Consider the following 13,897-nt stretch of genomic DNA (forward strand, 5'->3'; position numbering starts at 1 on the left):
TATCATCTGCAGCCGGGAGGCGATATGTCACAACACCTGAATCAATACGGTCAGCCGGTCGGTCAGCCTTTACCAGACTGGCAACCCCGTCCTTTACCGCAGCATCAGATTTTCACCGGCGAAGCGTGCCGGCTGGAGCCATACAGCACGGCACGACATAGCGATGCCCTGTATGAAGCCTGGTCACTGGCTGAAGATGGGCGTGACTGGACTTACATGTTCATGGGGCCATTTGATGACCGGCAGGCGTTTCAGGATTATGCAAAGCAACTGGAAGCTAGTCGCGACCCACTGCATTTCGCCGTGATCGATCTCGCTACAGAACAGGCGGTGGGTAGCCTGTCGTTAATGCGCATTCAGCCTGAACATGGCGTGATGGAAGTCGGGCATGTCACGTTTTCGCCCCGGCTGAAGCAGACCCGCATGGCGACGGAAGCGCATTTTCTGCTGATGCGTTACGCTTTTGAAACGCTGGGTTATCGCCGTTATGAGTGGAAATGTGACAGCTGCAATGCGCCTTCCCGTAAGGCCGCGGCTCGCCTGGGTTTCCGTTATGAAGGGGATTTCCGCCAGGCGATCGTTTACAAAGGACGTTCTCGTGACACCAGCTGGTTCTCGATTATCGATAGCGAATGGCCGCAGGTGAAAAAGGGCTTTCAGCGATGGCTGGCGGAGGATAACTTTACCGCCGACGGTCAGCAGCGCGAGAAGCTGGAGGCGCTGCGCGACAGACCCTGATCGGGTGATGGGATCACAGTAAAATATCTTTCAGGACCGCTGCCAGCAGGGTGGTGGTCATGAGGATGGATAACCGTTTGATCCAGCGCATATCGGTGGTCAGGGTCACAACGTCATTTCTCAGGCTGTCGACAGCACCAGTTAATCGGAAATTCATTTCACTGAGCATAACCTCCATCTTATCCACCTTGTTTTCCAGGTGAGAAAACCGGATGGCCAGTTTGTCGATTTTTCTTTCCACATGGCCCAGCCGCTCGTCAATCTGATTAACTTTTATGGTGAGATGCCCGAGTCGTTCGTCTATCTGGTCGACTTTCGTCCTGAGCTGACCGAGTTGCTTCCCAACCTGTGCGCCTGGCTGCCTCTGCTGCATATCGCTAAAGACCTCCACCATCGCCTCCGCTTGCTGATCGTCGATCCCTGCCTGTTGCAGAGCTTTAAAGGCTTTGTGGGTACTCATCAATGTGCTTGTCATCACGACACCTCCCTGTGCACTTCGGCGATAGCGGCATCATGACAGGCAAAAAACGTATCACCACTCAGTCGATTATATTTTGCGCGCTTTGCCGAAAAATATCAATTAGTACAACAAGTAACGTGCAGTGGAGTGCGAGCTGTCTCGCAACATGTGGCCGAGGACAGGATGAGGTGCCTCTGCGGTAATCCGCAGAGGCGGGAGAAGAAAAAACGGGTCTTAAGGCTGTGGCACGATTTTAATTTCAACCATGCCGATGCCCAGTTTGCGCGGATCCTGCCCGGTGATATTGCCGGTGTTACTCAGCTGCGGTTCAGGGGGGGCAATCACCAGACGATGGCTGGCGCCTGGGTTGTCGAAATGCAGGGTATGTGTCGATATCTCTTCACCCAGCGATAGCAGCTGCTGCTGGTCGCCGACCCGTACCGGAATCGCGCGGTGTGCGTTGGGGCCATACGCGCGCGCGGTGATGACCAGATCGAACTTCGCGGGCAGCGCATCGACGTAATCGATATGCACTTCTGGTGCGAGATTGGCGTTAGACCAGCGTCCCCAGCTCTCTGGTCGTGAGATGCCACTGTAGCTTTTAACGTTCTCGGGCGCGCCAGGCACGTCGAGTCGGAAGCTGTCGGCGCTGTAGCGAATGTTGTTATCTTCAATACGGATTTGCGCCAGATTCTGCTGGTAACGCGCATCGCTGACGGCGCCGTCCGGGAACTGCACTTTGCCTTTCCACTGCGGTTTGTCGACATGCGTCACCGACGGCGTACCGCCGAGCTGCCCCATCGCCACACAGAGATCGCCGGAGAGGGCCAGCGAAGGCTGCCAGAGTCGCGCCATTTTAAAACAGCGATCGACCCAGAGGAATTTATCGGCGGAGGCGAAATCGGCCAGCTGATAGCGCAGCGGGGCCGAATATTCCCCTTCCGGCATCGGCTCCACATGCTTATCGCTGATACGAAACAGGATCGGCAATTTAAAAGTGGTGCCTGAGAAGCTGAACGTATTCTTTTCCTGATCTACCGTGAAGTTGTCTATTTTCTTCGGGAAGTTCCACAGCTGAATGATGTCGGGTTTCCAGCTCGTCACCTTGCTCTTCATATCGTCGAACTGGGTGGAGAGTGACAGCGAGGAGAGGCTGCTGCGCCCCAGACCAATCGCATTGTCGCCGCCGAGAATATCCAGCAGCGTGGCGCCGTTATCCAGCGTGCTGCGCTTCGCCTCCATCAGCTCCGCCTGCGGTTTATCGCCGCGGATCACCATGAACAGATTGCGACGTGGCTGTTTGACCAGCCATGGATGCGCCGTGTTATTCATCGCCAGATGATCAGAGCTGACCAAAATCACGGTGTTTTTAAACCACGGTGACGCTTTTATGCGTGCAATCAGTCGCGCCACATGCTCCTGCGAGCAGGTAACCGCACTGAATGACTGGTTCGGTTTGCCCTCAATGCTGTAGCTCCTGCGATCGCAGCTGCGCGAGATAAAACCGTCAGGATGATGGGTGTCGACGGTCAGCGTAAACAGTGCAAAAGGTTTACCGGCCTGTGAGAGCTCCTGATACTTCTCAAAGACTTCATCCAGCACCGTATCATCGTAATAGCCCCAGTTATTGCGGTAAGCAGGATCGGCAACGCGGCTTTTCAGCTCCTGCGAACCGTATAGATTTTCGGGATCGAAACCGTGTGATTTCAGGAAGACATCTTTACCGGCAAAGCGCAGATCGGCACCCTGAATAAACCAGTTCTGGTAGCCGGAATTTTTCAGGATGTCGCCCAGACAGACGTTCTGCGGATAGAAGCTGGAGAGCGACGCCGACGCATTACCGTCAAACGGGGCAAACAGCGGAATGCCGCACTGTGAGGCAACCATGCCCGCAATGGTGTAATCGGTGCCGGGCAGTTGCTCGGTTTCGCTGAAGTCGATGCTCTGCTCTTTCTGCCGGTTCAGCTCGGGCGCCAAACCGGGAAAGGCGATGGGGTCGAAATAAGTGCGCTCCAGGCTTTCACCATAGATGTAAACCACGTTGAGGTGCGGCTGTTCAATGCGATTACGTGGCACTCTATAGAAGTTGTCAAAGTCAGAGTCCGCCAGTTGGGTATGCGACACAATCAGCGTCGCGACCTGACGAAAGGCCGGCGTGGTCTGCACCGAGCCGAGCGCGCAGGCAGCCGCCAGCAGCGACCAGCCCATGTGATGGGGACGCTTACGCCGACGCAGAATCCACGACAGCAGGCAGAACAGCAGAAACAGCACGATGATCAGCCCGATCGCGGGCACCACATATTTACTGACGCCCGCGCCGGTCAGGCTATTGGTCAGCGTATAGAGCACCGCATCGTTAATGCCGTCACCCGTAAAATAGTTGCTGGCAAAGAGGGTGGCGTTTAGTACAACGAAAAGCACCAGCAGGATAAGAACAACAACAAACCAGAATTTGTTACGCCCGGCTTTACAGGAATAAATAGCAATAGCGGCCAGAAACAATGCGACGGACACCAATTCGGACAATGGGAAATCCTCTTTTCAGGGTTGCGCGAGGCTTCACGCAACCGGCCATCTTCGGGGGATGGTTTTTCGACAATCTATATTGGCTGTCATCCTGCTGCAACATATCCGGACTGATTTGTGCAGTGATGAGCAGATTGGTTTATTGTCATTTCTGAAGGGAGGTTATCAGGTGTGACGGTGGCTGGCGCGCACCGTCAGCAGAGCAGAAGTCCGGGCGTTTTTCAGAGTTTGCCGGTGAGGTATTGTGCTTCGCCGTCGGCAAAACTCCAGTCACCTTTGTCGTTGGTGATAAAGCTGATCATTAAATCGTTGCCCTGTACACCACAATGCTCGCGCAGCTCCCGCGCCAGCTCCGCCATAAACCGCTGTTTTTGTTCGCTGCTGCGTGGGCTGGTATAGACCCGCACCATCACCAGATTGTCGCTGCGGGTGAATCCCAGCCCGGTATCCTGAAACACCATCTGGTAACGCTTGTTTTCCTGAACAATCTGGTAGCGATCGCGCTCAGGGACGTCAAAGGCCGTAAGCACGGCACGGTGTGCCGCATCCAGTAGCGTACGCAGCTCTGATTCTGAACGACCCTGAATAACATCAAATTGCAGCAGTGGCATAGCGAGTTCCTCACAGTGATTAATGACCCTATGGTGAAGGCTTTATCCGGCGGGAAAAAGCGCGTAGCCTGAAATGATTATTCACTATAGTGAACAATGACGATGAAAGAGATGAAAACGGATGCGCTGTGGGATCATCTGCACTGGCTGACCGTACTGGCTGAGCAGGGCAGTTTTACCCGCGCAGCAGAGCGGCTCGATGTCAGTAAGGCGGCGATGAGTCAGAAAATCAAAGAGCTGGAGGAAATGGCGGGCGTGTTGCTGGTCCAGCGCACCACGCGCAGCGTGCGACTGACCTCAGCGGGTGAGAAGCTGGTAGAGGAGTTACGTGAGCCTTTTGCCCGCATCGAACAGAGCTTTTTCAGCGTTCGCGATACCGCCGGGCCGGTGCGTGGCCTGGTGCGCATTACCGCGCCGGTGGCGTTTGCCCGTCAGCAACTGGTGCCGATTATCGGTGAGTTTCTGCGTGACTATCCGCAGGTGCGTCTGCAACTGGATGTGACCGACCGCATTGTGTCACTGAGCAGTGAGAGATTTGATCTGGCGATTCGCCACAGTGACACGCTACCGGAAACGCACGTGGCGCTGCCGCTGTGCGACACCCGGACGTTGCTGGTGGCCTCACCCGGCTATCTCAACCAGCAGGGTGTGCCGCAGTCGCCGCAGGATCTGGTGCAGCATAACTGTCTTTACTACCCGCGCGGCGTCGAATCCCCGCGCTGGCGGTTTGAGACCACAGCGGATAGCGAACAGGTGCAGGTGCGGATTCAGGGCAGCTTCGCTACCAACAACAGCGAGTCGATACGCGATGCGGCCCTGCAGGGACTGGGGATTGCGATGCTGCCCGATTTCAGCGCCCGAGAGGCACTGGCAGCGGGTTCATTGCAGCAGGTCTTGCCTGAGTGGCAGCCGGTCGAAGCCTTTGCCGCCCGACTGTGGATCGTCCGGCCCTGGGCGGCGCAGGTGCCCCGCGCGGTCACTACGTTTACGCACTGGCTACGCGCGCGCTTTGACCGCTGATGGCAATGCCAGCGCCAGTGGCGTGGTCTGCATCATCTCGCCAATCAGGCTGCTGCGGTTATACAAACCGAGCCGCAGATTGAAGTCGAGATGCAGCCGCTCGTTGCCGGTTAATTTGATAATCGGTGGCGGCGTCTGTGGCCGCTGATGGAACATCACGGACTGCGCAAAGGCGCTGCTGCTGTCGGCATGCAGGCGCTGATAATACCAGGCACTGGCTTCACCTTTACGCAGATAGAGATTGGCCCGCCGGTATTCGCGCATCGCGACCTGCTGCGCCAGCGACAGGAGCTGACGCGACGGATTATCCATATTCTGCACAATCAGCGAGAAATCATCACGCTTCTTCAGTTCATGGAAATAGTTGCGCATACCGACGTTTTTAACCGGAGCCAGCTGTTTCAGCCATTCGCGAATAAACGGGTTTTGCGGTGGCGAGGCAAGAAACCAGCTCTCGGTAACCGGTGCGAGCAAATTCACCGTCGATTGCTCACGGTAGTAACCGATGAGATCCAGTGACCGTGCTTCGTGAACGCGATGCACCCAGGCGAGATCTTCAAACAGCAGGGTGCTGCAGTCGATGCCGATACCCCCATAACGGTGAATCAGCTCAAGCCGGATGATTTCACTTTTATGTGCCAGCGTCAGATCGGAAGAGATAAAGTTGAGTTCGGGCAGCCATTGCGACAGGGTGCGCTGCGTGATCAGATAAACCTGGTGGTCGGGGTTGTCCCGCCGGATTTTACTGATATTCAGCGCCATCGAGGTCGGCAGATGATCGTTATGCCAGACCATCCAGACAATTTTTGGAATCTCTGGCAGATCTTTCTGCTGTGCGATTAATACAACATTATCTTCCTGCCCCGGATCATATTCCGGGGCCTGACAGTGACTCTGCTGTTTCTTATTCCATAACATCTGGCTACTGAACGATATTCTTTTCCAGTTACGCCAGATTTTATGCGCTGGACCTTGGCGATGTGAAGTCATGGTACACCTGTTATTTTTATTTTCCCGTCATAGTGCAGGCTCTGCGCGTTCCGCCAGAGGCGGGAACGGCCGGCATTGCAGAGTGGCTGCAATCCCGAAGAGTGCGGGAATTAATGAATAGTTTTCCCTGGTGGCGACGCAGTGCTTAAGTGCGCGATAGTTTCCTCACGGCTGTTTAATTGCACTGCACCTTTTTAATAAAACATTATTTACACATTAGCTATGTCTTTTTTCGACTTTAGGATAATACGGAAATAATCCGGTCACGTTATGGAAATAATAATATCGCTGACGTTAATCATTTATCTAAATACGAGGGAGTCCGGGATTAAGGAATATCTGAATATCATGCTGCGCCTGCGAGTTAGCATGCGGTATGGCCCCCGGCAGCCGCGAATATTGCGCTTAATGTGTGGCGTAAGCCCGGCTCATCAATCCACGGAATCAGACAGCCTGAAGAGGATTGTCTACGCTTAAGAAGAACTTACTGAGAAAGGAGCGCGCATGCAGAGTGAAGCTTACGGTTTACTGGCGGTAGATAAGCAGGGTAATCGTGTCCTGTTTCTTAATCCGGAAACCTTCGCGGTCGAGCGGGAACTGAACGCTTTTCCACCACGACCGCATGAACTCCTGATACTGGCCCAATGGGGTAAAGCCTATGTGCCTATTTATGGCGACGGCGTTCATGGTAATAACCCGCATCCGGGTCATAAAGTGGCGGTCATTGATTTACAGCGTCGCGAGATCAGCGGCTTTATCGATCTGTCGCCGCTGCGTGCACCACATAGCGGACAGCTGGGCCGCGATGGCAAAGTCTATCTCTGCTGTGAACAGAGTGCTGCCGTGGCGGTGATCGATCCGCAGACCGACAAAGTAGAAAAAATCATCCCGATTCCTTCTCATAACGCGCATCGCCTGACGCTGTCACCCAGTGGCCGCAAATTGTTCACCGATAACGAAGAGGATGCGACTATCACCGTGGTGGATCTCTGTGAAGCGGAGGGGCGGGTGATCGATACCATCCTGCTGCCAGGCCCGATTGCGGGCATTGCTGCTTCACCGAAACATCCTTACCTGGTCGCCAGCGCTGCTGACGCGCCGTTGCTCTATCTGATCGATCGGCAGAGCCACCGTATTCGTCAGCGCATCACACTGCCGGGTCATCAGCAGCCCTGTCAGGTGGTGCGCTTCAGCGCCGATGGCGAACAGCTGGTGGCGATAGGGGATCAGGAACCGCTGGTGACGCTGTTTGACGATCTGCTGAATCCGCTGGGCGATATCGGCGTGGGCAACATGCCGATGGATGGCTGCTTCACGCCAGACAGGCAACAGCTGCTGATTGCCAATCAGGATGATGGCACCCTGAGTGTGATCGATCTGGCGCAGCGTAAAGTGATTGCCACGCCGCGTGTCGGAACAGGCTGTGAAGTGCTGGGCTATTTTCCGATCGGTCAGATAAACGGACGATGATAGATCGCAGTACTCCAGTGACGGCTGCTGGCGTGTTTCTCCGCCTGCCAGCCTCGTTTACGTAATTCGCGCGCAATCATCTTATTCATGATGCCGTGGCCCAGCAGCAGTACCGTGCCTCGCTGTGAGTGCTCGATCAGCTTCTCTGCCGCCGCCGAGGCGCGGCTGCGCGCATGTTGCAGCGACTCCGCGTCGCCCGCATAACCGCAGAACCATAACAGCCGTAGCAACGCCAGCCAGCACACGGTCGGAAGCTGCACCGCGCCGGCTCGCAGCAGCGGCACGGCGACTTCACTGAACAGCGCATCAACCTCATGGGGCTGCAGACCAAGCTGGCTCAGGGAGGATTGCGCGCGAGGCAGGGGACTGCAGACAATAAACGTGGCCTGACGGGCAATTTCGATGCTTCGCGGCGGCGGTCCGTCACTAACCTGTGACAGATCGTAGGCTTCGCACCAGTCAGCCAGTGCCTGCACGCTCTGACGACCCGCCGCCTGGTGGTCAGGTTTACCGTGTCGCATCAGAATAATTTTCATAGCATCTCTGTCCGCCCTTTTTGTCAGGGTAACGCATTGTCTGTGCCTGCCGCGACTTTTCAGAATAAACAGAAAGTGTCATCTGCAGGTAACCGACCTGTGCGACAACAGAACGTGATGAAAGGATCTTTGCCCCTCTTATAACGCTTAATGATTAGAGAAAATGGTAACTTACAACCGCTGGTGACTTTTTTTTACGCGACATGATGCTGTTAACTGGCTGAATTTTCGCTAAAAATGTGTGGTGACGGAATGTGATAGTGAAGTTTTTCTAACAATTTTCGTCAGGATCTATTGATTTATCTACGCGCGTAGATACACTAGGACCCCAGTGATTGCTCACGGTGCCCGATGCACAGTAGGCTCCATTGATTGTTAAGTTACATTCGCTCAGTTTAAGCGACCGATGAAAAATACATCGGCGAAATGGGGCGAAGAACAAGATTCCAACACCAGGGAATCCTTTAACCTTTCATCATGGTTAGTCAACTGAACGTCGTCGCCGGGGGAATTCCGCTTTCATCAGGGAATCGACCCATGGACGGGCGTTTATCGATCTGCATACTCATTCAGGGATAGGGTTATGACGGCACAAAACTCCGTTAAGCAGCAGGCATCACTGTCATCCACTTCAGCCGCCGATGAGCGGTTTAACACCTCCTCAGGCCGCAAAGATTTCTGGCGCGCCACTTTCTCATGCTGGCTCGGAACGGCAATGGAGTACGCGGATTTCGCGCTCTATGGCCTGGCTGCCGGTATCATCTTTGGCGACGTCTTCTTTCCGGAATCCACCCCGGCCATGGCACTGCTCTCCAGCTTTGCTACCTGGTCAGTAGGCTTTGTTGCCCGGCCTATCGGTGCACTCTTTTTCGGCTGGCTGGGCGACCGCAAAGGCCGAAAGGTCGTGATGATCTCCACCATCATTCTGATGGGCGCTTCCACCACGTTTATCGGCTTAATCCCGAGCTATGCCTCTATCGGCGTCTGGGCTCCTGCCTGTCTGGTGCTGCTGCGCTTTACGCAGGGTTTCGGCGCTGGCGCGGAGTTATCGGGCGGCACGGTGATGCTGGGTGAATATGCGCCCGTTAAGCGTCGTGGCCTTGTTTCATCCGTTATTGCTCTGGGGTCTAACAGCGGCACGCTGCTGGCCTCGCTGGTCTGGCTGCTGGTAGTGCAGATGGATCAGCAGAGCCTGCTGGAGTGGGGCTGGCGTATTCCTTTCCTCAGCAGTGCGCTGATTGCACTGGTTGCTCTTTGGATTCGACGTCATCTGCGTGAAACGCCGGTGTTTGAGCGCAGGAAAGCGGAGATGGAAGCGGAACGTGCAGGCGTACTGGCCGCGCCAGTAGTGGACTCGCGTCCTTTCTTCCAGCGTACCCGCGCTTTCTGGACCATGATAGGTTTGCGCATCGGCGAAAATGGCCCTTCTTATCTGGCTCAGGGCTTCATGGTGGGGTATGTCGCGAAGGTGTTGATGGTGGATAAGTCCGTACCGACTACCGCCGTGTTCCTCGCATCGTTGCTGGGTTTCCTGATCATTCCGTTAGCGGGCTGGCTCTCTGACCGTTTTGGTCGCCGGATCGTTTATCGCGTCTTCTGTCTGTTACTGATGTTCTACGCGTGGCCAGCCTTTACGCTGCTGGATACGCGTGAACCGATGCTGGTGATCCCGGTTATCGTGGTCGGTATGGCGCTGGCGTCACTGGGAATTTATGGTGTGCAGGCGGCATGGGGCGTGGAAATGTTCGGCGTTCAACATCGCTACACCAAAATGGCGGTGGCGAAAGAACTGGGCTCGATTTTGTCCGGTGGTACCGCACCGCTTATTGCCGCTGCTATGCTTTCTTATACCGGTCACTGGTGGCCGATTGCGGTCTATTTCTCAGCAATGGCCGCCATTGGATTCTTTACCACCTTTGTCGCTCCTGAGACGCGAGGGCGGGATCTCAATCTGCCTGAAGATGCCATCTAGATTTGCCTTAGGATGCCATCTGCCAGGAGAGAGCGACAAGCAGCAGGCCGTGTAAAGCGGCCTGTTTTTTTATGGAGGAACGCGATGTGCCTAAGTCGTTAACGGGAAAAGTAACCCGCAGTGAAGTTGCGAAAGCGGCAGGCACCTCCGTGGCAGTCGTCAGTTATGTCATTAATAACGGGCCTCGTCCGGTTGCCGATGCAACCCGTCAGCGGGTACTGGAGGCGATTAAAGCGACCGGTTACCGGCCCAATGCGGCAGCACGCGCGCTGGCATCCGGTAACACCAAAACTTTTGGACTGGTGGTGCCCAACATCGGCAATCCTTTTGTCGCGTCAATGGCGCATGTGTTGTTGCAGGAGTCGATGAACCACGGTCACGTCATGCTGTTGGGGGATGCCGGAGATGACCGCAAGCGCGAACTGGAGCTCATTCAGGGACTGCTTAACCGGCAGGTGGATGGACTTTTTTACAACAGCGTCGATCGCCATCCTTACATTGATTTGATTAAAGCCAGCGGTACGCCGCTGGTCATGCTGGAGCGGGTTGAGCCTCAGCCGGGCGTTAACATGCTGCGGGTCAATGAGCGTCAGGCTGCCTGGCAGGTAACGGCGCATCTGCTGAGTCACGGATATCAGCAGGTCGGCATCATCAGCGGCCCGGTCGATATGCTCAACGCGCAGGATCGTATTCAGGGCTGGCGTGATGCGATGGAAGATCGCGGCCTGCCAATTGATGAGTCGCTGATGTTCCCCGCCAGTTACACCCCACAGGGCGGCTACGACGCGGCGCAAACCATGATCGCCCGGGGCTGTGTGCCGCGTGCGCTGTTTACCAGCAACGAAGGTCAGGCGATTGGTGCGCTTCGTGCTTTCTCCGAACATCAGATTCGCGTGCCGCAGGATGTGGCGCTGGTCTGCTTTAACGGGACCAATCACTCATCGTTTCATGTCCCGACATTAACGACCGTGCGCCAGCCACTGCGTGAAATGGCTCGCTCTGCGATTCAGATGTTGAAAGAGGGAGAAAGCGAAGCGCAATTAAAGGAGTTTCCACACTATCTTGAAATCGGTGAATCCTGCGGCTGTCAGCCGCAAAGCCAGAGTTAACTTATAAAAATATGAAAAGAATCATTATTGACTGCGATCCCGGCAACGGTATCGCGGGTGCCAACACCGATGATGGACTGGCAATTGCGCTGGCCTTAGCTTCACCTGCACTGTCGCTGGAATTAATCACCACAGTGGCGGGTAACACGCCATGTGAAGTGGGCGCGCGCGTTGCCAAAGATCTGATCGTCCGGCTGGGGTTATCTATCCCGGTCGTACAGGGTGCGACACAGGCGTTACAGGAAGATCCTGCGCCGTGGCGCGAAACGCTGGATAACCGGGTCAATCAGCTGGCACTGGGTAAACTGTGGCAGGATGTGCGTCAGCCCGTGGATATCCCGGCGGATGCGTTTGATGCTGCTGACGCTATCGGCAAACTGATTTGCGACAATCCGGGCGAGATTACCCTGGTGGCGATTGGTCCGCTGACGAATGTGGCGCTGGCGATGCAGCGCTATCCCGCCATGGCAGATGCTGTGGCGGAGATTGTGATCATGGGTGGCGTGTTTACGCTGGATGATTATATCAAAGACACCAACTTCGGCCTGGATCCGGAGGCAGCGCATCAGGTGTTGCACAGCGGTGCGGCCGTAACACTGGTGCCGATGGATGTCACCACGCAGACGCTGCTGACCCAGCAGGATTTAACCCGCCTTACCGCCGTCGATCATCCGCTGGCTGATTTTGTGCGCGAAACGCTGCGTCCGTGGATCGACTATTCGATGGAGACGCGTCAGCTGGCAGGATGCTGGATCCACGATGCGCTGGTGGTGGCCTGGTTGCTGAATCAGCGCGTTGCGTCAGGCACCGATTACCGGGTTGATATCGAACTGCGTCCCGGTGCGACGCGCGGTAAAAGCTGGCGTTTTCGTCAGCCGCTCCGTCTCTCTGTCGGGGTGCCTGAACACTGTGGCGCATCAGTGCATGTGCTGCATCGTGTCGATAATACGGTGCTGTTGTCGATCATCGAAGAAGCATTTAAGCGCCTGAAATCCTGAGGCTAAGGGCGAATGACTCGCCCGCCTGGTCTACGCCGGATCGTTTCCATGATGCGGCGATGGCGATCAAAGGCAAAACATTAAATCGCTTCGCAGACGTCGATCCAGCGGGCGTTAGTCAGTTCAGCCATCTGCTGGGGCGAAATACGCACGGCGCTATGGATAGCGCCAGCGGCGGGTAACACTTCGTCGAAACTGCGCAGTGAGACATCACAGTAAACGGTCAGTGGATTCTCCAGGCCGAACGGACAGACGCCGCCTACCGGATGGCCGGTCCAGTTAATCACTTCGTCAACACTCAGCATCCGCGCTTTCGCGCCCAGCGCCGCTTTCAGCTTGCGATTATCCAGTCGGGCATCGCCGCGTGTCACAATCAGCACCACGTCGTTTTTCACTTTCAGTGACAGGGTTTTCGCAATCTCTCCTGGCGTCACGCCATGGGCGCGCGCAGCCATTCCGACCGTTGCAGTGCTTTCTGCCAGTTCAATAATTTCAATTTCAGGGGCGTGTTCGGCAAAGAACTGGCGCACGGACTCCAGACTCATCTTTCTCTCCAGGCTGATCGAAGGCGTAAAAATTGCCACAAGCCTTAGTGCCTGTAAACGAGATAAACGGAGAATTCGACGTAATTAAGTCTGTTTAGCTGCCGCTCAGGGTGCAGTTGCCGCATTGTTCGACATCAGGGATGCGATAACGCTGGCAACAGCTACGACGGACCAGTTCGCCGTTACGCGGGATCATAGTGCGGTAAAGTGGGTTTTCGCTGCCATCCAGCAGTCGCTGGTTAAAGAACAGCGACTGCTCCAGTTGCAGCACCAGCGTCTCATCGATCTGGCTTTTCAGCTCACCGAGGAACCACTGGAATGAGTAGCCCATGTTGTTCCAGATGAGGCGGGCGTTGATATCACCATGCTGCGTAATACCCTTCACCACCGGGATCAGATGCTGCTGAATCAGCCGATCAATGCGCTGGTGAGGGTTAAGATAGCGGGCTTCTTCATCCTCCTGCACATCAATCCAGAACGTGGCCGGATGACCATTTTCATGAAAACCGACACGAATCTGTTCTGGCGAACAGTCCAGCGCGCGTGACTCCTGTAACAACGCCATGATCAGCGGTGGCAGCAGCAGGCCAAAATACCACTGCGCCCAGAGTGACAGCACGGGCTTTGCTTCACGAACTGCATCAGGATGATCGCGATAGAGATAATCGCTGTAGCGCTGGATAAGCGGGGCAAAGGCCTCTGATTGTGACCAGGCGGCGAGAGTCAGCGTGTCGCGCGGAGCGGGCTGGCTAAATTTAGTCGAATCAAGCAGATAGCTACGCTGCTGTTGCAGCCGCTCGTGCAGACTTTCCGCCAGTGGACGGTCATTCTGCCGGAAGATCATCGACTGAGCGTTGAAACGCTGTTCCTGAGCTGAAACGGTTGCCATGACGACTCGCGAAAAGTGTAGATAAGAAAGCAA

General features: G+C 55.4%; 13 protein-coding genes. 6 read left to right on the forward strand and 7 right to left on the reverse strand.

The window, feature by feature from the left end; translation table 11 throughout:
* Positions 1 to 24 precede the first annotated feature (24 nt).
* On the forward strand, positions 25 to 738 hold the full coding sequence (locus tag ACN1CO_RS12485; protein ID WP_419139212.1) for a GNAT family N-acetyltransferase: 714 nt from the start codon (positions 25 to 27) through the stop codon (positions 736 to 738).
* Positions 739 to 751: 13 nt separating this feature from the next.
* Here ACN1CO_RS12485 and ACN1CO_RS12490 read toward each other — a convergent pair whose 3' ends face one another.
* The 3 genes from ACN1CO_RS12490 to ACN1CO_RS12500 all read right to left on the reverse strand — a co-directional run bounded on the left by ACN1CO_RS12490 (position 752) and on the right by ACN1CO_RS12500 (position 4,335).
* Positions 752 to 1,216 carry a hypothetical protein gene (locus ACN1CO_RS12490; RefSeq protein WP_419139213.1) on the reverse strand — a complete coding sequence of 155 codons (465 nt, stop codon included), beginning with the start codon at positions 1,214 to 1,216 and terminating at the stop codon, positions 752 to 754.
* A gap of 216 nt (positions 1,217 to 1,432) precedes the next feature.
* Positions 1,433 to 3,724: a phosphatidylglycerol--membrane-oligosaccharide glycerophosphotransferase gene (opgB, locus tag ACN1CO_RS12495; protein WP_419139214.1), complete on the reverse strand. Its 2,292-nt coding sequence runs from the start codon at positions 3,722 to 3,724 to the stop codon at positions 1,433 to 1,435.
* Positions 3,725 to 3,945: 221 nt separating this feature from the next.
* Positions 3,946 to 4,335: a tautomerase family protein gene (locus ACN1CO_RS12500; protein WP_419139215.1), complete on the reverse strand. Its 390-nt coding sequence runs from the start codon at positions 4,333 to 4,335 to the stop codon at positions 3,946 to 3,948.
* A gap of 102 nt (positions 4,336 to 4,437) precedes the next feature.
* On the opposite strand from ACN1CO_RS12500, the gene ACN1CO_RS12505 reads away from it, so the two are divergent.
* On the forward strand, positions 4,438 to 5,355 hold the full coding sequence (locus ACN1CO_RS12505; protein WP_419139216.1) for a LysR family transcriptional regulator: 918 nt from the start codon (positions 4,438 to 4,440) through the stop codon (positions 5,353 to 5,355).
* Here ACN1CO_RS12505 and ACN1CO_RS12510 read toward each other — a convergent pair.
* Positions 5,332 to 6,345: a glycosyltransferase family 32 protein gene (locus tag ACN1CO_RS12510; RefSeq protein ID WP_419139217.1), complete on the reverse strand. Its 1,014-nt coding sequence runs from the start codon at positions 6,343 to 6,345 to the stop codon at positions 5,332 to 5,334. The two genes, ACN1CO_RS12505 and ACN1CO_RS12510, sit on opposite strands and share 24 nt — an antisense overlap.
* Positions 6,346 to 6,849: 504 nt before the next feature.
* On the opposite strand from ACN1CO_RS12510, the gene ACN1CO_RS12515 reads away from it, so the two are divergent.
* Positions 6,850 to 7,815: a WD40 repeat domain-containing protein gene (locus tag ACN1CO_RS12515; protein WP_419139218.1), complete on the forward strand. Its 966-nt coding sequence runs from the start codon at positions 6,850 to 6,852 to the stop codon at positions 7,813 to 7,815.
* Here ACN1CO_RS12515 and ACN1CO_RS12520 read toward each other — a convergent pair.
* A complete protein-coding gene (locus ACN1CO_RS12520) occupies positions 7,797 to 8,351 on the reverse strand; it encodes a histidine phosphatase family protein (RefSeq protein WP_419139219.1) in 555 nt (184 codons plus the stop codon). The genes ACN1CO_RS12515 and ACN1CO_RS12520 overlap by 19 nt on opposite strands.
* A gap of 583 nt (positions 8,352 to 8,934) precedes the next feature.
* On the opposite strand from ACN1CO_RS12520, the gene ACN1CO_RS12525 reads away from it, so the two are divergent.
* The 3 genes from ACN1CO_RS12525 to ACN1CO_RS12535 all read left to right on the forward strand — a co-directional run bounded on the left by ACN1CO_RS12525 (position 8,935) and on the right by ACN1CO_RS12535 (position 12,430).
* Positions 8,935 to 10,323 (forward strand): MFS transporter, encoded by a 1,389-nt coding sequence (locus tag ACN1CO_RS12525; protein ID WP_419139220.1) that lies wholly within the window; start codon positions 8,935 to 8,937, stop codon positions 10,321 to 10,323.
* A gap of 86 nt (positions 10,324 to 10,409) precedes the next feature.
* Positions 10,410 to 11,432 (forward strand): LacI family DNA-binding transcriptional regulator, encoded by a 1,023-nt coding sequence (locus ACN1CO_RS12530; RefSeq protein ID WP_419139221.1) that lies wholly within the window; start codon positions 10,410 to 10,412, stop codon positions 11,430 to 11,432.
* A gap of 11 nt (positions 11,433 to 11,443) precedes the next feature.
* The gene (locus ACN1CO_RS12535) at positions 11,444 to 12,430 is read left to right on the forward strand and encodes a nucleoside hydrolase (protein ID WP_419139222.1); all 987 of its coding nucleotides are present in this window, start codon (positions 11,444 to 11,446) and stop codon (positions 12,428 to 12,430) included.
* An 80-nt stretch (positions 12,431 to 12,510) separates the two neighbouring features.
* Here the strand turns inward: ACN1CO_RS12535 and ACN1CO_RS12540 are convergent, their stop codons facing one another.
* Positions 12,511 to 12,975, reverse strand: coding sequence for a YbaK/EbsC family protein (locus ACN1CO_RS12540; RefSeq protein ID WP_098051571.1), 465 nt, complete (start codon positions 12,973 to 12,975; stop codon positions 12,511 to 12,513).
* Between the two features lie 94 nt (positions 12,976 to 13,069).
* The gene (gene fhuF, locus ACN1CO_RS12545) at positions 13,070 to 13,864 is read right to left on the reverse strand and encodes a siderophore-iron reductase FhuF (protein WP_419139223.1); all 795 of its coding nucleotides are present in this window, start codon (positions 13,862 to 13,864) and stop codon (positions 13,070 to 13,072) included.
* Positions 13,865 to 13,897: the final 33 nt, after the last annotated feature.

It is taken from the genome of Pantoea sp. R13S299 (genome assembly GCF_048515925.1).
In the GTDB taxonomy this organism is placed as follows: Bacteria; Pseudomonadota; Gammaproteobacteria; order Enterobacterales; family Enterobacteriaceae; genus Pantoea.

Bases quoted from the DNA above. Each gene is read 5' to 3' on its own strand.
- ACN1CO_RS12510 (WP_419139217.1), bottom strand. From the start codon at position 6,345: ATGACTTCACATCGCCAAGGTCCAGCGCATAAAATCTGGCGTAACTGG.
- ACN1CO_RS12505 (WP_419139216.1), top strand. From the start codon at position 4,438: ATGAAAGAGATGAAAACGGATGCGCTGTGGGATCATCTGCACTGGCTG.
- ACN1CO_RS12525 (WP_419139220.1), top strand. From the start codon at position 8,935: ATGACGGCACAAAACTCCGTTAAGCAGCAGGCATCACTGTCATCCACT.
- fhuF (WP_419139223.1), bottom strand. From the start codon at position 13,864: ATGGCAACCGTTTCAGCTCAGGAACAGCGTTTCAACGCTCAGTCGATG.
- ACN1CO_RS12485 (WP_419139212.1), top strand. From the start codon at position 25: ATGTCACAACACCTGAATCAATACGGTCAGCCGGTCGGTCAGCCTTTA.
- ACN1CO_RS12515 (WP_419139218.1), top strand. From the start codon at position 6,850: ATGCAGAGTGAAGCTTACGGTTTACTGGCGGTAGATAAGCAGGGTAAT.
- ACN1CO_RS12540 (WP_098051571.1), bottom strand. From the start codon at position 12,975: ATGAGTCTGGAGTCCGTGCGCCAGTTCTTTGCCGAACACGCCCCTGAA.
- ACN1CO_RS12500 (WP_419139215.1), bottom strand. From the start codon at position 4,335: ATGCCACTGCTGCAATTTGATGTTATTCAGGGTCGTTCAGAATCAGAG.
- ACN1CO_RS12535 (WP_419139222.1), top strand. From the start codon at position 11,444: ATGAAAAGAATCATTATTGACTGCGATCCCGGCAACGGTATCGCGGGT.
- ACN1CO_RS12520 (WP_419139219.1), bottom strand. From the start codon at position 8,351: ATGAAAATTATTCTGATGCGACACGGTAAACCTGACCACCAGGCGGCG.